At 58.6% G+C, this 18,482-nt stretch carries 17 protein-coding genes; 8 read left to right on the forward strand and 9 right to left on the reverse strand.

The genetic code is table 11. The annotated features are described in order from the left end of the window. Positions 1 to 58: 58 nt before the first annotated feature. The 7 genes from AC1RJ3_RS21420 (at position 59) to AC1RJ3_RS21450 (ending at position 6,626) form a co-directional block, all read left to right on the forward strand. Positions 59 to 1,123 carry an NAD(P)H-dependent flavin oxidoreductase gene (locus tag AC1RJ3_RS21420; RefSeq protein WP_103316388.1) on the forward strand — a complete coding sequence of 355 codons (1,065 nt, stop codon included), beginning with the start codon at positions 59 to 61 and terminating at the stop codon, positions 1,121 to 1,123. A gap of 433 nt (positions 1,124 to 1,556) precedes the next feature. Beyond that, positions 1,557 to 2,324, forward strand: coding sequence for a molybdate ABC transporter substrate-binding protein (modA, locus tag AC1RJ3_RS21425; RefSeq protein ID WP_493080376.1), 768 nt, complete (start codon positions 1,557 to 1,559; stop codon positions 2,322 to 2,324). Further along, positions 2,325 to 3,005, forward strand: coding sequence for a molybdate ABC transporter permease subunit (gene modB / locus AC1RJ3_RS21430; protein ID WP_493080378.1), 681 nt, complete (start codon positions 2,325 to 2,327; stop codon positions 3,003 to 3,005). It abuts the gene before it with no gap. A 3-nt stretch (positions 3,006 to 3,008) separates the two neighbouring features. Beyond that, entirely contained in the window at positions 3,009 to 4,097 is a 1,089-nt protein-coding gene (modC, locus tag AC1RJ3_RS21435) for a molybdenum ABC transporter ATP-binding protein (RefSeq protein ID WP_347927029.1), read from the forward strand. Between the two features lie 181 nt (positions 4,098 to 4,278). Then, positions 4,279 to 5,931, forward strand: a complete 1,653-nt coding sequence (locus tag AC1RJ3_RS21440) for an ABC-F family ATP-binding cassette domain-containing protein (protein WP_493080380.1) — start codon at positions 4,279 to 4,281, stop codon at positions 5,929 to 5,931. 89 nt (positions 5,932 to 6,020) lie between these two features. Beyond that, positions 6,021 to 6,245, forward strand: coding sequence for a hypothetical protein (locus tag AC1RJ3_RS21445; protein WP_054598357.1), 225 nt, complete (start codon positions 6,021 to 6,023; stop codon positions 6,243 to 6,245). A gap of 150 nt (positions 6,246 to 6,395) precedes the next feature. Then, the gene (locus AC1RJ3_RS21450) at positions 6,396 to 6,626 is read left to right on the forward strand and encodes a hypothetical protein (RefSeq protein ID WP_054597737.1); all 231 of its coding nucleotides are present in this window, start codon (positions 6,396 to 6,398) and stop codon (positions 6,624 to 6,626) included. 68 nt (positions 6,627 to 6,694) lie between these two features. Here the strand turns inward: AC1RJ3_RS21450 and AC1RJ3_RS21455 are convergent, their stop codons facing one another. The 7 genes from AC1RJ3_RS21455 to AC1RJ3_RS21485 all read right to left on the reverse strand — a co-directional run bounded on the left by AC1RJ3_RS21455 (position 6,695) and on the right by AC1RJ3_RS21485 (position 13,688). Beyond that, positions 6,695 to 7,666, reverse strand: a complete 972-nt coding sequence (locus AC1RJ3_RS21455; protein ID WP_493080383.1) for an XdhC family protein — start codon at positions 7,664 to 7,666, stop codon at positions 6,695 to 6,697. Position 7,667: 1 nt separating this feature from the next. After that, positions 7,668 to 8,915, reverse strand: a complete 1,248-nt coding sequence (locus AC1RJ3_RS21460) for a c-type cytochrome (RefSeq protein ID WP_054597739.1) — start codon at positions 8,913 to 8,915, stop codon at positions 7,668 to 7,670. Between the two features lie 2 nt (positions 8,916 to 8,917). Then, on the reverse strand, positions 8,918 to 9,457 hold the full coding sequence (locus AC1RJ3_RS21465) for a (2Fe-2S)-binding protein (RefSeq protein WP_493080385.1): 540 nt from the start codon (positions 9,455 to 9,457) through the stop codon (positions 8,918 to 8,920). Then, positions 9,450 to 12,281 carry a xanthine dehydrogenase family protein molybdopterin-binding subunit gene (locus tag AC1RJ3_RS21470; RefSeq protein WP_493080387.1) on the reverse strand — a complete coding sequence of 944 codons (2,832 nt, stop codon included), beginning with the start codon at positions 12,279 to 12,281 and terminating at the stop codon, positions 9,450 to 9,452. Before AC1RJ3_RS21470 ends, AC1RJ3_RS21465 begins: the two co-directional genes overlap by 8 nt. A 359-nt stretch (positions 12,282 to 12,640) precedes the next feature. Then, positions 12,641 to 12,883 (reverse strand): hypothetical protein, encoded by a 243-nt coding sequence (locus AC1RJ3_RS21475; RefSeq protein ID WP_493080389.1) that lies wholly within the window; start codon positions 12,881 to 12,883, stop codon positions 12,641 to 12,643. Positions 12,884 to 13,016: 133 nt separating this feature from the next. Beyond that, on the reverse strand, positions 13,017 to 13,247 hold the full coding sequence (locus AC1RJ3_RS21480) for a hypothetical protein (RefSeq protein WP_054597742.1): 231 nt from the start codon (positions 13,245 to 13,247) through the stop codon (positions 13,017 to 13,019). Positions 13,248 to 13,445: 198 nt separating this feature from the next. After that, positions 13,446 to 13,688, reverse strand: coding sequence for a DUF1652 domain-containing protein (locus tag AC1RJ3_RS21485; RefSeq protein WP_054597743.1), 243 nt, complete (start codon positions 13,686 to 13,688; stop codon positions 13,446 to 13,448). Positions 13,689 to 13,933: 245 nt separating this feature from the next. Between AC1RJ3_RS21485 and AC1RJ3_RS21490 the strand changes: the two genes are divergently transcribed. Then, entirely contained in the window at positions 13,934 to 14,686 is a 753-nt protein-coding gene (locus AC1RJ3_RS21490; RefSeq protein ID WP_347927036.1) for a carbonic anhydrase, read from the forward strand. Positions 14,687 to 15,212: 526 nt separating this feature from the next. On the opposite strand, the gene AC1RJ3_RS21495 is transcribed toward AC1RJ3_RS21490, so the two are convergent. Together AC1RJ3_RS21495 and AC1RJ3_RS21500 are read right to left on the reverse strand one after the other, a co-directional pair. After that, a complete protein-coding gene (locus AC1RJ3_RS21495; RefSeq protein WP_146039816.1) occupies positions 15,213 to 15,641 on the reverse strand; it encodes a hypothetical protein in 429 nt (142 codons plus the stop codon). 162 nt (positions 15,642 to 15,803) lie between these two features. Beyond that, entirely contained in the window at positions 15,804 to 18,431 is a 2,628-nt protein-coding gene (locus AC1RJ3_RS21500; RefSeq protein ID WP_493080392.1) for an EAL domain-containing protein, read from the reverse strand. Between the last annotated feature and the right edge of the window lie 51 nt (positions 18,432 to 18,482).

Below are 18,482 nucleotides of genomic sequence, written 5' to 3' on the forward strand. Positions count from 1 at the left end.
GCCTTGTGACGCTGACTCCTGCTACAAAAGCCGTTCTTGTCATAAGGAGGACGTTGCGATGAACCCGTGGCCTGACACCCGTATTCTTGATCTGCTCGGCATTGAATTGCCGATCATCCAGGCTCCCATGGCCGGCGCCACCGGATCGGCCATGGTCATTGCAGCCAGCAATGCCGGCGCCCTGGGCTCAATGCCCGCGGCCATGCTCAGCGTCGAACAGTTGCGCGAAGAGCTGAAGGTCATCCGGCAACACAGCCAGCGCCCGTTCAACGTGAACTTCTTCTGCCATCAACCACCCGTGGCCGACGAGCAACGCGCTCAGCAATGGAAAAACCTGCTGGAACCGTATTACCGCGAGCTGGGCGCTGACTTCGACGCACCGACCCCGGTTTCCAATCGTGCGCCGTTCGATGCCGCCGCCTGCGCGGTGGTCGAAGAGTTCCGTCCGCAGGTGGTGAGTTTTCACTTCGGCCTACCGGAAAAATCCCTGCTCGATCGGGTCAAAGCCACTGGCGCGAAGGTCCTGTCTTCGGCAACTACCGTCGATGAGGCCATCTGGCTGGAACAGCATGGCTGCGACGCGATTATCGCCATGGGCTACGAGGCCGGAGGCCATCGCGGGATGTTTCTCAGCGATGATCTGAACAGTCAGGTCGGTACATTTGCCCTGGTACCACAGATCGTCGATGCCGTCAGCGTACCGGTGATCGCTGCGGGCGGGATCGGCGACGCACGCGGGATTGTCGCCGCCTTCGCCTTGGGGGCCTCGGCAGTGCAACTGGGCACCGCCTACCTGTTTACCCCGGAAGCCAAGGTCAGCGCCTCCCATCACCGGGCCTTGCGCAGCGCCAAGGAAAGCGAGACGGCGCTGACCAATATTTTTACCGGGCGTGCGGCGCGAGGGATTCTCAATCGGGTCATGCGCGAACTCGGCCCGATCAGCCCGCAAGCTCCGGCCTTCCCATTGGCCGGCGGCGCGCTGATGCCACTGCGTGCCAAGGATGAAGCGGACTTCAGCAACCTCTGGGCCGGACAAGCGCTACGGCTTGGGGTTGAATTACCGACCGCTGAGTTGACCCAGCGGCTGGCTGACGAGGCGCTGGCCTTGATGGCGCGTCGCTAAACACCATTTGATCGTTCCCATGCTTTGCGTGGTAACGATCAAAAACCCCGTAGCAGCTGTCGAGCCCGCGAGGCTGCGTTCGGCCCCGTAGCAGCTGTCGAGCCTGCGAGGCTGCGTTCGAGGACGAAGTCCTCGCAAATCCCGCAAACGCGGTTTGTCTGGAAAAACACGCTGCCTGATTTGACGACCGCTGCGCGGCCGAACGCAGCCTCGCAGGCTCGGCAGCTGCTACGAGGTACGGGGGAACGGGGGAACGGGGGAACGGGGAAACAGGGAACAGAGCGCGTGTCGGCTCATTGGGTGCTATTTGATACGTTCCGTTTGTCGGCAATTCGCTATATATTCACCTATATAGCGTTTCATCCTTTCGCACCGGTGCAGTCCACCCCCCATAAAAACTGCCCACTGCACCTGCCTACCCCGGAGCCGCTTCATGACTATTCGTGCCTCACGTTTTGCCCCCACTTGCCTGGCATCCTTGCTCGCCGTGTTCGCGTTTGGCTCAGCCCAGGCCGATGAAGTCCAGGTTGCGGTCGCAGCCAATTTCACCGCACCGATCCAGGCCATTGCCGCCGATTTCGAAAAAGACACCGGGCACAAACTGGTTGCCGCCTATGGCGCCACGGGCCAGTTCTACACCCAGATCAAAAACGGTGCGCCGTTCGAAGTGCTCCTGTCGGCTGACGACAGCACCCCGCAAAAACTCGAGAGCGAAGGCGACACGGTCAAAGGTTCGCGTTTCACCTACGCCATCGGCACCCTGGCACTGTGGTCGGCCAAGGACGGTTACGTTGACGCCAAAGGCAAAGTGCTTAGCGACAACACCTATCAGCACCTGTCGATCGCCAACCCGAAAGCCGCCCCTTACGGTCTCGCGGCCACTCAGGTATTGGCTAAACTGGGCCTGACAGACAAGGTCAAGGGCAAGATCGTCGAAGGCCAGAACATCACCCAGGCCTACCAGTTCGTCTCCACCGGCAATGCGGAAATAGGCTTCGTCGCCTTGTCGCAGATCTATAAAGACGGCAAAGTCACCGGCGGTTCGGCGTGGATCGTTCCAGCCGACATGCACGACCCGATCAAACAGGACGCAGTGATCCTCAACAAAGGCAAAGACAACCCGGCCGCCAAGGCGCTGGTTGCTTACCTCAAAGGGCCTAAAGCCGCTGCCGTCATCAAGTCCTACGGTTATCAACTCTAAATGACGCTATCGAGTGCCGATTTTTCCGCCATCTGGCTGACCCTCAAGCTGGCCTCCCTGACGACGGCCATCCTGCTGGTCATCGGCACTCCGATTGCGTTGTGGCTGTCGCGTACCCGCTCCTGGTTGCGCGGGCCCATCGGCGCTATCGTCGCCCTGCCCCTGGTGCTGCCGCCGACGGTGATCGGCTTCTATTTACTGCTGACCCTCGGCCCTAACGGGGTCATCGGCCAGTTCACCCAAGCACTGGGGCTGGGCACGCTGACGTTCAGTTTTGCAGGGCTGGTGATCGGTTCGGTTATCTACTCGATGCCCTTTGTCGTCCAGCCACTGCAGAACGCCTTCTCGGCGATTGGCCCGCGTCCGCTGGAGGTGGCCGCCACCTTGCGCGCCAACCCCTGGGACACTTTTTTCAACGTGATCTTGCCGCTGGCCAGGCCAGGCTTTATCACTGCGGCCATTCTCGGCTTCGCCCATACCGTCGGTGAGTTCGGCGTGGTGCTGATGATCGGCGGCAATATCCCGGACAAAACCCGGGTGGTGTCGGTGCAGATCTACGATCATGTCGAAGCCATGGAATATGGCCAGGCCCACTGGCTGGCCGGGGCAATGCTGGTGTTCTCGTTCCTGATATTGCTGGCGCTGTACTCCAGCCGCAAAACCAAAGCCGGCTGGAGCTGATCGATGACCTCAACGATTCACGCTCGGCTGAAACTGAGCTACCCGGATTTTTCCCTGGACGTCGACCTGCACCTGCCCGGCCGCGGCGTCACGGCGCTGTACGGTCATTCCGGCTCGGGCAAAACCACCTGCCTGCGCTGCATTGCCGGACTGGAAAAGGCCGAACAAGGCTTTATCCAGATCAATGATGAAATCTGGCAGGACAGCGACAAAAAACTCTTTGTCGCCCCGCACAAACGGGCGCTGGGTTATGTGTTTCAGGAGGCCAGTCTGTTTCCCCATCTGTCGGTGCTGGCCAACCTGGAATTTGGCCTGCGGCGTATTCCACGCCAGCAACGCCGGGTCGACATGGCCCACGCCACCGAACTGCTGGGAATCAGCCACTTGCTCGGCCGACATCCACAACACCTCTCGGGCGGCGAGCGCCAACGGGTCGGTATTGCCCGGGCGTTGCTCACCAGCCCGAAACTGCTGTTGATGGACGAGCCACTGGCCGCGCTGGACTCGCAGCGCAAAAGCGAAATCCTGCCGTACCTCGAACGGCTGCACGACGAACTGGAAATCCCGGTGCTGTACGTCAGTCACTCGCAGGATGAGGTCGCACGACTGGCCGACCACATTGTCCTGCTGAGCTACGGCAAAGCCCTGGCCAGCGGGCCCATCGGCGAAACGCTTGCGCGGCTCGACCTGCCACTGGCCTTGGGCGACGACGCCGGCGTAGTGATCGAGGGTCAAGTGACGGACTACGACGCCCATTACCAACTGCTGACCCTGCAACTGCCCCGCAGCCAATTGAATGTGCGGGTCGCGCATTCGCCTATGGCCGTGGGCAAGTTGTTGCGCGTCAAAGTCCAGGCTCGCGATGTCAGCCTGAGTCTTCAGGGCGGTGAACTGAGCAGCATCCTCAATCGCCTGCCAGTGACAGTCACCAGCGAAATTTCCGCGGACAACGCCGCCCATGTGCTGGTACGCCTGGACGCTTCGGGAACACCGTTGCTCGCGCGCATCACCCGCTACTCCCGCGATCACTTGCAACTGCATCCCGGCCAGCAACTATGGGCGCAAATCAAGGCGGTGGCGGTCCTCGCGTAAACGGCTGGGGCGTGCAACAAGACCATAAGCGTTGTAAGGGGAAAGTCTTTTGAGCTAGGCTAGCCGCCTCTCCCCTATGCCGGATGACCTTTCGACGTGAACAACTAAGCCTTTCAAAAATGTATGCGCAACAAGCTGCCACCGGCACTTGTTGGTCTTTTCGACATTTTTTGGAGGTTCCATGACTCACGTCACGCGTCTGCCTGCGCTCGTAACCCTGAACCGACTGTCCTATCAGCTCGCCAATGGCGAAACACTGTTCGACTCCCTGAACCTGCACTTCGATCATCGTCCCACCGGCATTGTTGGCCGTAACGGCGTCGGCAAATCCGTGCTTGCCCGACTGATTGCCGGCGACTTGACGCCCGCTTCCGGCACACTCAGCCGCTTTGGCAGCGTCGCCTATGTGGCGCAAGAGCCGATTGCGATCAGCGGCCAGAGCGTTGCGCAAGCGGCGGGTATCGCCGAGACACTCGATGCGCTCGCCCGGCTGGCCAGCGGCAGCGCATCCACCCAAGACCTTGAACGGGCGGCTGAACGCTGGGATCTGCCCGAACAATTGCGCCTGTTGCTCGATGAAGCCGGCCTGCCAGAGCTGACGGTGCAACACCCTATGGACGCCCTCAGCGGCGGCCAACGTGCCCGCATCGCACTGATCGGCGCATTCCTCAGCCAGGCCGATTTGCTGGTGCTGGATGAACCGACCAACCATCTGGATGCTGACGGCCGCCGCTGGCTAATGGACCGGCTCGACCACTGGCGCGGAGGGGTGATCGTGGTCAGCCATGATCGAACGCTGCTCAACAGCCTTCAACGCATCGTCGAACTCAGCGCACTGGGTGTGCAGGTCTTTGGTGGTAATCATGCGGCTTACCTTGAGCAGCGCGAAGTCGAGCAAGCTGCGGCGCATGCAGCCCTTGAGCACAACCGCACCCTGCGCAGTCGCGAGCTGAAACGGCTACAGCGCGAACACGACACCATTCAGCGACGCGCTGCCGGATCACGCAAAAACGCTGAAACCGCCAACGTCTCACGCTTCGAACGCGCCAGGATGAAAGGTGCGGCCACCGAGATCATGGGCCACGTACGTCACGCTCATCAGGCCCACAAATCAGCGATGAATGAGCAGGTACGGGAGGCCAACGCACGGATTAAACCGTCAGAGCCGGTGCTGATGACCCTGCCGGGAACCGCTGTGCCGGCCAACCGACAGATGATCACACTGATCGACGCGCAACTGCCCTGGCTGGCACCCGAGGCGCCAACGACATTCCTCACTATTTCACTTGCAGGCCCTGTGCGCATTGCGCTCAGTGGGCCGAACGGCTGCGGAAAATCCACCTTGCTGAAAATGCTCGCAGCGCACTGCAACCCTGTCAGCGGTGATTGCCTGACCCACGTGCCCAACGCTTACCTTGACCAACGACTGGAGTTGCTCGATCCAGAACGCTCCATCGTCGAACAGTTGAACCTGCTGGACACACCGCTATCGGAAGGCTCGGTGCGCAGCCGGCTGGCCCAACTGCAACTGGACGCTGTGCGGGTGAACGTGCCGACTCGCCTGCTCAGCGGTGGCGAACGTCTGAAAGCGGCTATTGCCATCGCGTTATGGCGAGAAAACCCGGCCCAGTTGCTGTTGCTCGACGAGCCGACCAATCACCTCGACCTTGCGTCTGTGCAGGCGCTGGAACAGGCATTACGCGACTTTCCCGGAGCGCTCATTGCCGCCTCCCATGACACCGAGTTCCTGCAGGCCCTGGCGCCCACCCATACCTTGCACTGGCAGCCTACGGGGTGGAACCTGCAATGTGTCGAAGCGCGGTCTGAGCATTGAATCAATCGACGAACAGCACAGACCGCTTTTGCAGCTTCTCAACTTGCTTCTATAGTTGATGTGTACACAACTGGAGCGTCGGTGACGCCATGGAAGACATATTCGTTGTGAAACGTTGCAACAAGGCCACCGTTCAGGGTCGCCGTGCGGGTGAAGTGTCTGGTCAGCAGCCGATAACGGCGGTCTGGTACCGGATCGCCGATACACGCACGGGTGGCGGCTTTATCGGTGACGGTTATGAGCGTATGGAAGATGCCATGAAGGAGTGCCGACGGCTCAATGCCGCCAGCTCGCGGGTCTCGCGTAAAGTCTGAAACCCAGGCTGCACGCGGCTCCGCTGCCATTGGCATTGCGGGTCTATACTGATTCCAGCTGAAGGATCGGCGACTTCATCGGCAAACGCTCGCGCCCGGCGAGCGTTTTGTTGCTCGATCAAAAGCTTCTCTGATACGGAGGTGTTTCTCATGTCCGAAAAAGAGTCCATCACTACCTTGCTGACCCTGCTCGACTCACGTCAGGCGCGCTTGGCGGCTGCCTGCAAGGAAATCGCCGACTGGGTCGATATCCATGGCGGCCACCCCACCGCGATGAAAATTCGCGACCGTCTGCAAGACATCGAGAAAGATGCCCCGCTGATTCAGAACGCGCTGACATCACTCAAACCTGTCGACCGGCCACTGCCTCGATTCCGCTAAGCAAGTCCCGGTTCATATGCTGAAGTCGGGACTCGCCAGGGATCGGCAGCACACTGACACGCTGTTTTTCAGAGTTGATCCCGAGCTATACCACTGCGAATGCGCAGAATATCGGCGAGCACCGCCAAGGCGATTTCCGCAGGTGTCTTGCTGCCCAGATTAAGCCCGATCGGCGCGTGAATACGGGCCAGCTCAGCTTCGCCCAAACCACCGATACGCCGTAAACGCTCAAAGCGCTTTTGCGAGGTTTGCATGGAGCCCATCACACCGATGTAAAACGCCTCGGTGCGCACCGCTTCCATCATTGCCAGGTCGTCGATGCGCGGATCGTGTGTCAGCGCCACCACGGCGGTATCGCTGTGGCAACCACCATTGGCGATGAACATCGACGGCAACTCGCGACGAATCTCCACGTTCTCAAGGACTACCCCTTCGAGGACCTCATCACGCGGATCACACAGAATCACTTCGAAACCCAGCCCCACCGCAAACTCGGCACACGCCTGGGACACGCTGGAATAACCGGCGAGCAACAAGCGTTGGGCCGCACCGACACGCACACGCACCCGGTCGATTTCCCGTTCGATACGCGGCCCATGTTCACGGTCAACCAGTAGACTGCGTGCGCCGCTGGCCAGATTCACTTCGCGAATCAAACGACGCTGCCCCAGCAACGCGGACTCCAGTTCGCGCAGATGGGCCTGGACCTCGCACTCAGGTTCAAGCTTTTCCACCAGTACGTCGAGCAACCCGCCGCAGGGCAGCTTTATCGTGGAACGCGGATCATCGCCCTCGCCGTAACGCACCACCGCAACGGCGTCGAGGAACGCCCCTTCGGCCATGCGCGCCAGAAAGTCGTCCTCGACGCAGCCCCCCGACAACGAGCCAATCCATTGCCCGCTGTCGTTGACCGCCAACATCGAGCCCGGCGCACGAGGCGCCGAGCCGTAGGTGCCGAGCACGCTGCAGAGCCATACACGCTGACCAGCGCCGGACCAGGCCAACGCTCGCCGAACCACTTGCAGGTCAAGATGCTGCATATCAGTGTGCCTTGTGCTCAACGGGAGCATCTGCCTTCAATTGCTCGATCTGGCCGATCAGCAGATCAGCCGGTTGACCGCCCCAGGCCTGACGCAAATAGCTGATCAGGTCCGTCATTTGTTGATTGCTCAATTTGTCGGCGAAACCCGGCATCGGTTGCATGCGCTCGAAGCCGGCAAATTTTTGCTCGCCAATCCCGTCTTCGATCACCCGCAACAGGTTGCGCGGATCTTCCAGGCGCAACGTGGTGTTGCCTTGCATCGCCACCGCGATGTGCGGCTTGCCCTCGCCGTTGACGCCATGGCAACCGGCGCAAACGTTCAGGTAATCCTGACGGCCGCGCCGGGCGCTTTCGGTCATTTTGTCCAACGGCACTTCGCTCAACACCCGCGCTTGCGGTGGCGGGTCGCCGAGCAGGAAAGTCGCCATGGACGCCAGGTCCGGCTCATTGAGGTTCTGGGTGCTGTTATGAAACACCGGAAACATCTCGTTGAACATCGTACCTTGAGCGCTCATGCCGTGCTTGAGGAAAGAACTCAGGTCCTGATGCGTCCAGCCGCGTGCCGCCAAATCGTTGGCGAGCAAGCTCGGCGCCAGATAGCCATTGAGCAGGCCGCCGGTCAAGCGTTTGTCTTGTTGCATCGCGCCGGGCAAACCACGCGGCGTGTGGCATTCGCCACAGTGACCGAGTACGTCGACCAGGTACTGGCCGCGTTTCCAGTCTTCACTTTTGCCTTCAGCCGGCGTCAGTTTCACGTCCTTGCCGTAGAGCATGTTCCAGCCCATCAACCCCAGACGCACGTTGAACGGAAAGCTCAGGCGGGTGACCGGTGCAGCACGGTTGATCGGCGCGACCGTCTGCAGGTACGCGTGAATGGCGTCGGAGTCTTCACGCGGCATCAAGTGATACGAGGTGTACGGCATCGCCGGGTACAGGTTGGCGCCATCACGACGCTTGCCTTCGGTCAGCGCAGCGAAGAATTCGTCATCGCTGTACTGGCCGATCCCGTGGTCTTTGTCCGGGGTGATATTGGTGCCATAAATGGTGCCGAACGGTGACACGATCGGCAGGCCGCCCGCGTAAGGCGCGCCACCGGGTGCGGTGTGGCAAGCCATGCAGTCCGCCGCCCGCGCCAGGTATTCACCGCGCTTGATCTGCTGCTGATCGGCTGCCTGGGCCTGCTGGATCGCCATCAGCGAAACGGCCAGGCCAACCGCCGTGCCAAGGCTGGAAAGTAGTCGCTTCATGCTCAACCCTCCTTGACCAGGCCGAGATCGGTCAACACGTGGCGCGTGGCGCTGTAATAGCGCACGTAGCCGGTGCAGCGGCAAATGTGGTGGCCAAGGCTGTCTTCGATAACTGCTTCCAGTTGGCTTTTGCTGATCGGCTGACGCTGGAGTTTTTCCACCAGTACGGTCGCGGCGTTGACGAAGCCCGGGGCGCAATAGCTGCACTGGAAGGCGAATTCGTCGACGAAGCGTTGCTGAATCGGGGTCAGCTCGGTGACCTTGCCGCTTTCATCGCGGCGCGCATGGCCTTCGATGGTGCGGACTTTCTTGCCCTCGAAGTAATGCGCGCCGGTAATGCAGGTGCGTACTTCCTCGCTGGTGCCGTCGGGGTTGTCGACAATCACCACGCAGGCGTGACAAATGCCCTGGCCGCAGCCCAGGCGCGAGCCGGTAAGGTTTCGGTATTCGTGCAGATAGTCGATCATCGGCAGATCATCAGGGACCTCCACGGGACCGACGGATTGACCATTGAGGGTCATGTGAAGCGGACGGTTAGCCATTGAGGGCCTCCTTGATGCGCGCTGGAGTGATAGGCAGGTCACGGACCCGTTTGCCGATTGCATGGGCCACGGCGTTGGCGATGGCGCCCACCACCGGAATCATCACCACTTCGGCGATGCCCTTGGACGGATCACTCGGCGACAATGGCGGAAGGATCTCCGAGGTCTGCGTCCAGACCGCGATATCCTTGGCACGCGGCAAACGGTAACGGTTGAAGTTCCAGTCACCCTCCCCCGGTCCACCTTCGTACAGCGGCATTTCTTCCAGCAGCGCGTGGCCGATGCCCATGGCGATCCCGCCCTCGAGCTGGCCCTTGACCAGTTCTGGCACCAGCACCCGGCCACATTCAAGCCAGGAGTGATGGTTGAGGACTTTCACCTCGCCCGAACCCTTGTTCACTTTCAGTTCAACCAGCGTCGCCACGGGGCTGTAATAGGTCACCGCCGCGTTGTTCAACTGGGTCGCCGGGTAGGCAATGTTCTGCCGATCCAGCAGGTGGAAACCGGCGCTGTTCATCTGCGCCTTGATCGCGTTCGGCGCACCGTCGCCATACTTCACGGCGAGACCGTCGAGCGGTAGACGCTCGCGCACGCCATTGATGCTGTACTCCGCCTCGGCCCAGCTCCAGCGGTTGAAACCGTGCACCGTCGCGCCAGTCACCAGACCGCGCTCATGGGCACGTTTGGCCAGCACCGCAAATGGCAGCGGTTCCATGCCGTTGGCGGTCAGTTTGCCGTCCACCCAATGCGCGTCTTCGCGGCGCAGCACATACGGGTTGGCCTGACCACCGAACGGCCCCTGACGCCAGATTTCGACGGCGGCCGGCCATAGACCGTGATTGAACAACACACGCGCCGCTTCACGGGTCGCATGGCTGAAGTAATAGGCGGAGTTGGTTGCCGACGACGCCGAGGCAATTTTGCCGACCCAACGCGGGTTGCGCAGCACGGTGTCCTGCTCGGCCTGGCTCATGAGGTAGGGGTTGCCGCTGCTGGTCAGCTGCAGCTCTTTCCATTCGGTTTCACCGGTCTTCACTTCACTGGCCGGGTTACCGAGGAAATCGGCGACCACCAAGGCCTGGGAAGTGGACATGCCGGTGCCAATCTCGATGCCGATATGGCGCAGCGTGATATGCCCGTCAGCGCTGAATTCGATACTGGCCATCGGCGCTTCGGAACCGGTGCCGAAGTCTTTCTGGCAAATGGCGAAGCCGATGCCGTACCAGTTGTCCGGGTCCTTGGCGTCCTCTTGTTTTTTCAACGCGTGACGGTTTTTCCAGAGCTCGTTGCCAGCCGCTTTTTCGAGAATTTCATGCAGGCGCAATGCACCTGCCGGCACCGCGCCCTGGGTGTTTTTCATCCCGGACAGCAGCACGTTTTTCTTGCGCAGGTCGATGGCGTCGATACCCAGACGATCAGCGATTTCATCCACCATCATCTCGGTAGCGGCCATGCTTTGCAGGGTGCCGTAACCCCGCATGGAGCCGGCTTCAACACCACGTGAATGGTAAGCGGTCACTTGCAGGTCGTTCTGCGGCATGTAGTAAATCGACTGTGCGGCTGTCGCACCAACCGCCGCCACCGAAGGGCTGTAGTTGATTCGCCCACCACCGTCGACGTTCATGTCCGCGCGGAAAATCTTGAAGCTGTGATCCTGTTTGTCGACGGCCAACTGGTAGCGAATGTCGAACGGATGACGCTTGATACCGCTCTGGAACTGCTCGTAGCGGTCGTTGGCCAGACGCACCGGCACACCGCCGCCATACAACGCCGCCAGCGCCGCGTAGTAGACAAAGATGTTGTGGTCTTTGGAGCCGTATCCGACGGTGTAGCCTGGATGCATGTTCAGCGTGCTCAAGCCGAAACGCGACGGCGCGATCATCTTCGCGGTTTCAGTCGCAGACTCCAGCGGACACTGGGTCGCGACGACAAAATGCAGGGTCTTGGTCGTCGGGTCGTACCAGCCATTGCCGTTGTCGGGTTCCATTGCAGCCGGTTCAATCGACGGCGTCTTGTAGCGCTCGTCGAAAACCATCCAGCCTTCTGGCGGGGTTTCCAATTGCTGTTTCATGCGATCGGCATAAAACAGACCGCGCTCGGTCAGGTTGCCATGCAGGTTCGGCTGGGCGTTCCACACCGGACGCCGTTCGCGAATCATCGGGAACAGGATCGAGTCCTTCAGGCTGGCGAATTCATCTTCATCTGCCGAGGTCGCCCCACCGACCCGCACGTAACGGAAACTGCCATAAGGATCGCGCGTGTAAAACGGCGCCTTGGCGCCGTAGCGGATCGCTTTGTCGTTGAACTTGAGCATGTTCTTGGCCTGGCGGAAACGCTCGAAGTCGTTCCAGATCAGGATCGCTACCGGGTGGCCGATGAACATCGGCACCTTGCCGGCTGGCAGCAGCGGATCGGGCGCGTGGTCTTCAGGGAAAACGATGCCGTCCTTGTCCAGGTCTTCAGCAGTGACGATGCGATCAGGCTGCAATTCGGCACCCAGCAACGACAGGTCGAATCCGTCATAAATGCGGTCGGCGCGAATGGTTTTGAGCAGCATCGCGTGGCCTTGTTGTTGCGGCCAGCCCGGCATGTCCTTGGCGCGGATGTCGCGGGCAAATACCTTGCTGCCGCACACCTTGGACAATGAGTCGTTGCGCATGCGGGCCTTGCCGTTGTTGCCGAGCCATTGCTCGGACGGCACGGTCACGCTGTTTTCCATCAAGGCAGCCAATGCCTGGGAGCTGAGCGGGGTCAGCGTCACGCTGACGCCAGCGATCAACCCGCCCTGTAGAAAGGAGCGCCGGGATATATCACGGTTGGACATGGATCATCCTCTGGACGGTTATGAATTCCGCCCATGTCGTTATGGTGTACAGGGAAAACCTCAGGAGCCCTTCCTCGCAATGCGAAGGGCTGAAAAGCCGAAAAGCTGACCTAATGGTTAACTTTATAGAATTTGTCAGGCCTCGGCAAAAGTAATCTATGCAGACTCATTGGAGAGCCTGTCGACGAATGGACAATATTGAAGACGAAAAAAAGCCCGCATGCGGGCGGGCTTGAAGGGGATATCACAAAGGAGTCACGTCAATTTAGGCCGGTCGGGGTGAAGACTTCGTGAAAGGGTTGTCATGGTTACGGAAATATCACCGCCCCCCACGCAAGCCAGCGCCTTATCAACGCCCCTCACACTCCCTCACTGTGTCTTTTTCGTCTCGCCCCTTTACTCCATTTTTTACTGACCGACTTGCGAATGGGTTCAAGAAGAAAGAACAGTACATAGCCCGAGAGGACGAGCGCGAGATCGATCCATGATTCAGCAATGGGGCCTACGAAGTATTCAATGCAGTATTTAGCAACGAACAGCAACGCAATGCCGCCAAGCACCATCAATATGAGCACTGCAAAATCTGAAAGCCTTTCCTTCAACTGGGTATATCTCCTGACTCTATGCGACAACCTCATGTGAGACGCCTGGAAATCTCCATTGCTCCGGAAAGTCTGCAATGCTGCCGCAGAGCCATACTGGCAGTCCTGAGCAAGCTGTAATGGCGACCCGCGCTTATTCAAGGTGAATTCGATGAGACTTCACTTCACTCGCGTAGAGCGCCAGCCGTTCTTCGGCGGTCTCCAACACCTGACACGTCTTCAGCAATGACTGGGCATCGACCTCGTTACCGGTCTGTCTCAGCCGCTCGGCAATGGCTTTGAGCTCCACCGCCGACCATCGCAAATCAGACGCGAGGTTCTGGAAGTCGCTGCGCAGTTCGTGCTCGGGTTTGTTGAGTAACATGGCAATTCCCTCCGCGTCACGGCATCTCTCGATGCGACGCTCTGAAAATCGTTTCCACTGCAAAAGACTTGATAACCCTCTTGTGCACTGGATGCAACTCCCAGATTTACCACCTCGCTTGCACGACGAATCAAGCCTGCCGCCAGATCATTCGGTACAAGTCCAATCGTCGGACTGCGGCTTGACCTGATCGTTGTCTCAGCCTGCGAACGCTCTACGCCCGGCTTTCAACTCAGTACGCAGCTCACCGATAAAATTGGCGATCTCACGGACGCTGGACAGCGTCGATGTCGACACGCCAGTGATCAGCAGTGCAACACGTCCGGATTCGGGATCGACAATCGTGACCCTCAACGATCCGTCGGGATTCACCGTGCAGGTGCACGAGAGTGGATAGAAACCGGACTCCACAATCTGGCAAAGCTGAAGAAGAGGAAACATGGCATTCCGTCCATGGGGAGATAGTGTGCGGGAGTGTTACCTAACCTTTACAGGTTAGCCGACCCCGGCAAAAGCGAACGGATTAAGCTCAAAGTGTTAGGTATTTCGCACTTTGTAATCGTGCGCCCCCCCTGAAACGAGCCCCGGCAAACCATCTAGACTCCAACGCAGAAGTGCTGAAGGTTCCCGCAAGTATTAACCCTTGATAGCGAGCCACTCCCATCCAAATACCGAGTACACAAATCATGTGTGAATCTTGTGATTCAAGCTCCGCGCCGGAGGCAGACGGACGGCGTCGTTTTCTCCGGCTTGCAGGACTAGGCGCCAGCGCCCTGCTGCTTGCCGGTGTGCTGCCTGACAGCATCGCCCAGGCCGCCGAGAAAAAGGCTTCGCCTCCAAAACCACAAAATGCGATCAGCCCCGACAAGGCCCTTCAACGACTGATAAACGGTAACAAGCGATATATCAACGGCACCTCAAAGACGCACGACTTCAAGGCCGAGCGTGAAGCCTTGGTCACCGGCCAGAACCCGTTCGTAGCAGTATTGAGTTGTGCTGATTCGCGCATTGCCCCCGAGTACGCGTTCGACACGGCCCGTGGCGACGTTTTCGCGGTGCGTGTCGCGGGCAACTTCGTCACGGAGGAAGGCCTGGCAAGCCTGGAATACTCGGTCCTGGTGCTCGGCGCACCACTGATTCTGGTGCTGGGGCATGAAGACTGCGGCGCACTCAATGCCGGCATCAAGGCAACAAAGGACAATGCGGTTTTCCCCGGTCAAATCCAGAAACTGACTGACGCACTGAGGCCCTCTATCGAGAAGGTACTCAAGGATCCGGGAAATCTTCTCGAGAACGCGACCGTGCAAAACGTCAAAGACACGGTAAACAACCTCAAGAAAGCCTCACCTGTGCTGACTGAAGCGCTGAGCAAGGGCACATTGAAAGTTGTCGGGGGCATCTATCGCCTGGCCAGCGGCAAAGTGGATCTGATTGCCTGATTCGCAAGATGCATCTCACCCAACGGTGAGATGCATGGCTTGTACTTGCTGGCGAGCGCCACTTAGAGGGGCCTGGCTTTATCGTGCAGTGTTTCCAGCTCGCTCTCGACCGCGCTTTGAACATCCTTCCACTTTTTCGGATTATCTGGCTGGAGCTCGTCGCGGTCCTGCCGAGCTTCACCTGAGCGGCTTGGCTCAGCGGGTTTTTTAATACGTGGTGCTTGCGGATCGGTCCTCATGGCTCACCTCTCGTACGCCCTGCAGTCGATACGTATTAGAAGTTTAGAAACGCCCCATGTTCAAAACCAGTACCAGCCAGCGGCAAATTTCAGGCAAAAAAAAGCCCAAGCAGCTGATGGACGCTTGGGGCTTAAAAATGCGTAAACCGTGGTAGGTGAACACGGGCGCGATAATAGCTCACCACTCGAGATGTAACAAGATATTTACATCTTTTTTCCACACAAAAATCACCTAAGCCCTTAAATAACCACACTTTTTTAAAGGTCGAAGCTCGTACATCGCTACTTCAGCGAGAGCTTGGCGCTATTGAAATGCCCTCGCTCGCATCACCGTAAATTCGAAAATGCCTGACCTCTCCGGCATCCATGGTCGTTACCACCTCGCGTAAGGAAATGCCTAACGAACACAGGCCGTTACCCTTCAGGTCTTCTCCTGCGCCGACAAAGACTTCCCCGGGCTTGGTGAAAAACCTTGCTCCTTCACCAGGTCCCACTCGCGCAACAAAATCACCGTTCACATAAACACCGATGTAGCAGGCCGAACCCAGCAAACCGCCATCACGCGTCACAAAAATCGTTCCGCTGTTTCCCTCGATGGGTTGCTGAAACGCAAAAACCCGATCACTTGGAACCCGAGCGGCTTTTTCTGCTGGAACTGGAGAAGTCATGCACCCTGAAATGAATAAAAAGGCTGCAACCCCTATCAAAATCCGCATGTTGAGCCCTCGTAAATCCAGGCCAAGGCTTTATCACCAGCGAGTGAACAGGATAGGTCCCGGGATCGGGATCCCATGGCTGAATGCATGACAATGAGTATAGATGTCAGGGATGAGAACCTGATCGATGGCCGTGGCTGGCCAGGGTTATTTCTACGCCGTTTATCGCCCGCTCGGGCTGCTCAGCATCCATTGCATGAACGCCCCGGAAGACAATGGGACAGAGAAGAAATATCCCTGCCCGACCTCATAACCTTGCGCTCTGAGAATGTCACGCTGGGCAGCGTGCTCAATGCCTTCAGCGACAACATGCAAGGAAAGTCCCTTGCCAATACCGATGACAGACTCGCTTAGTGCACGGCAGGAAGCATCATGCTCCAGGTCATCAACAAAACTCTTGTCCAGTTTCAGCTCACTGATCGGCAACCGCCGCAAGTACCCCAGGCTGGAATAACCCGTGCCAAAGTCATCGATCGCCAGACGCACACCCAAGGCATGCAGGTCCTGGATGGTTTGCTCTGAACCAGGGCTGTTGCAAAGCAATACGCCTTCCGTCACCTCCACGCACAAATCGGCGGGCTGCAATTTACATCGGCGCAATTGCTCGGCGATCAGCCCCACCAGATTCAGATTGTGAAAGTTGATCGGTGACAGATTGATCGACATGGACGGGACCACGAGTCCTTGCTGGCGCCACTGCGCCAATTGCCCGCAGGCCTCTTGCAATACCCATTGGCTCAACTCATTGATTAACCCGCACTCCTCGGCCAAGGGGATGAATCGCATTGGCGAGATACTGCCCAGTGTTGGGTGTTCCCAGCGTGCCAGCGCCTCTACGCCAACAAGACGCCCGTTCCTCAGATCGACTTGTGGCTGATAAACCAGGTGAAGAGCATTGTCAGCCAGGGTCACACGCAACGCCGTCTCAAGTATCAAACGTTCCTGAGCGATCTTGTTCATCTCTTCGAGAAAAAAACTGAAGCTGCCACGGCCGGTACGTTTGGCCTGGTACATCGCAATATCGGCGCAATGCAGCAGGCTTTCCATATCCTGCCCGTCAACTGGAAACATGCTTATACCGATACTGGCGGACAGGACCACGGAGGTGCCGGCTATATTGGCCGCAATACTCAGGGTCATCTTCAACCGCTCGAGAAAGGTCGTAACCTGCGTGGCATTCATCCTTGGAAGCACCAGAACGAACTCATCGCCGGATAACCGCCCGACAATGTCCGACTCCCTGAGCACACTGCGTAGCCGTTGCGCCACGACTTGCAGCAACTCGTCGCCCGAAGCATGCCCCAGCGCATCGTTGACCTGCTTGAAGCGGTCCAGGTCGACAAACAGTACCGCCAGTTCAGCCTGCTCCTGAGCAACTTCGGCAATGGCGCGGTCCGCTTGTGCCAGCAAAAAACTGCGATTGGGCAAGCCGGTCAACACATCATAAAACGCCATTTTTCGAATGGATTCACGCGCCTCTTCCCGCTCGAGTGCCAACATGCACAGGTGCGTTCCCGCCGTCACCAGGTGAGCATGCAAGGTATCGGGACCGCGACATTCCCTGAAATAGAGTGCAAAGGTGGCAGCGATCCGCCCTGCCCCGTTGCGCACAGGAATAGACCAGCACGCTCGCAAACCCGACTTTTCGGCCAGAGACTTGTAATCCGCCCAGAGCGGATCGTGGATGATATCCGTCACCAGAACCGGTTCGCCCCTGTAGGCCGCTGTCCCGCAAGACCCGGCAACAGGACCTATCGGTAACCCCTCGATCGCTCTCGAGTAATCGGTCGGCAAACCAGGACTGGCCAGCGGGTGCAGAAATCCTTCCGGGTCCACGCTCAGGATCGAAACGATGACTTCTGGCGCGATGCGTTCGATCTCCTGACACATCAGGGTCAATACGCTTTCCAAAGACTGCTCTTTCAAAAGAGCCCCTATCACCTTGTCCTGTAACACCTCGTGCAGCTTCGACCGGGTGATGTCAGTCAGCACTATGACAATGTTGTCGACCTTCCCTTGAGCATCGAACACGGGGGTCGACGAAATATGCACCCACAACCGTTGACCATTACGCTTGCTGATCAGTGCACTGGCTTCACTGGGCTCACCACGCAGGACTCTTTCCAGCACCGCTTGCGCACGCGTTTCGGCCTGAATATCGGAGACAAAGAACATCAAAGGCGACCGCCCGATGACCTCCTCACGGGAATACCCGAGCAGTCGAATAAGCCCGTCATTGACATAGATGAGACGCGCATCGGCGTCGACAATACAGGTGGCAGAACTGGTGATATTGACCGACATCGACAGCAATCGGTGTTCGATATCTTTCATGCGCGTCTGCGTCACATCCTTGAGAAAGGCCGCATAAAGGATTCGGCCCTGCAAGGTGATTTTCGAGATCGACATCGCGCCCCAACGCGCCTCACCATCCTTGCGCGTGATATGGATATCCCGGCTAGCGCCCACGATCTTGTTGACCCCGGTCTCCCGGTTTGCGCCGACATAACCGTCATGGTGGGGACGTATGGCGTGAGGAACCAATCTATTGACATTGCTTCCCAGTATTTCTACACGGGAACACCCCCAAAACTGTTCGGCAGCCGCATTGAAAAACACCACGTTGTTCTGGTCATCAATGACCACCACGGCATCGACAGCCTGCTCCAGTGTTTGCACGAAAAAGTCTTCTGCCTCTTCGCCGCTCGCCAGTCTGACTCTCGTGTCCATAATCGCCACTTTGCCAATGCCACCACGGCCCGCCATCCCTGGCTGCGTGTGAGGCGTCATAAGAACCTTCAGACCAGGAAGGGGCCTACCATCGGAGCAACGCGCACTACT

The organism is Pseudomonas sp. GW822-FHT04C11 (genome assembly GCF_058800905.1).

Bases quoted from the DNA above. Each gene is read 5' to 3' on its own strand.
- AC1RJ3_RS21460 (WP_054597739.1), bottom strand. From the start codon at position 8,915: ATGAAGCGACTACTTTCCAGCCTTGGCACGGCGGTTGGCCTGGCCGTT.
- AC1RJ3_RS21490 (WP_347927036.1), top strand. From the start codon at position 13,934: ATGTGTGAATCTTGTGATTCAAGCTCCGCGCCGGAGGCAGACGGACGG.
- AC1RJ3_RS21450 (WP_054597737.1), top strand. From the start codon at position 6,396: ATGTCCGAAAAAGAGTCCATCACTACCTTGCTGACCCTGCTCGACTCA.
- AC1RJ3_RS21420 (WP_103316388.1), top strand. From the start codon at position 59: ATGAACCCGTGGCCTGACACCCGTATTCTTGATCTGCTCGGCATTGAA.
- modA (WP_493080376.1), top strand. From the start codon at position 1,557: ATGACTATTCGTGCCTCACGTTTTGCCCCCACTTGCCTGGCATCCTTG.
- AC1RJ3_RS21465 (WP_493080385.1), bottom strand. From the start codon at position 9,457: ATGGCTAACCGTCCGCTTCACATGACCCTCAATGGTCAATCCGTCGGT.
- AC1RJ3_RS21455 (WP_493080383.1), bottom strand. From the start codon at position 7,666: ATGCAGCATCTTGACCTGCAAGTGGTTCGGCGAGCGTTGGCCTGGTCC.
- modB (WP_493080378.1), top strand. From the start codon at position 2,325: ATGACGCTATCGAGTGCCGATTTTTCCGCCATCTGGCTGACCCTCAAG.
- AC1RJ3_RS21485 (WP_054597743.1), bottom strand. From the start codon at position 13,688: ATGTTTCCTCTTCTTCAGCTTTGCCAGATTGTGGAGTCCGGTTTCTAT.
- AC1RJ3_RS21495 (WP_146039816.1), bottom strand. From the start codon at position 15,641: ATGCGGATTTTGATAGGGGTTGCAGCCTTTTTATTCATTTCAGGGTGC.
- AC1RJ3_RS21440 (WP_493080380.1), top strand. From the start codon at position 4,279: ATGACTCACGTCACGCGTCTGCCTGCGCTCGTAACCCTGAACCGACTG.
- modC (WP_347927029.1), top strand. From the start codon at position 3,009: ATGACCTCAACGATTCACGCTCGGCTGAAACTGAGCTACCCGGATTTT.
- AC1RJ3_RS21480 (WP_054597742.1), bottom strand. From the start codon at position 13,247: ATGTTACTCAACAAACCCGAGCACGAACTGCGCAGCGACTTCCAGAAC.
- AC1RJ3_RS21445 (WP_054598357.1), top strand. From the start codon at position 6,021: ATGGAAGACATATTCGTTGTGAAACGTTGCAACAAGGCCACCGTTCAG.
- AC1RJ3_RS21500 (WP_493080392.1), bottom strand. From the start codon at position 18,431: ATGACGCCTCACACGCAGCCAGGGATGGCGGGCCGTGGTGGCATTGGC.
- AC1RJ3_RS21470 (WP_493080387.1), bottom strand. From the start codon at position 12,281: ATGTCCAACCGTGATATATCCCGGCGCTCCTTTCTACAGGGCGGGTTG.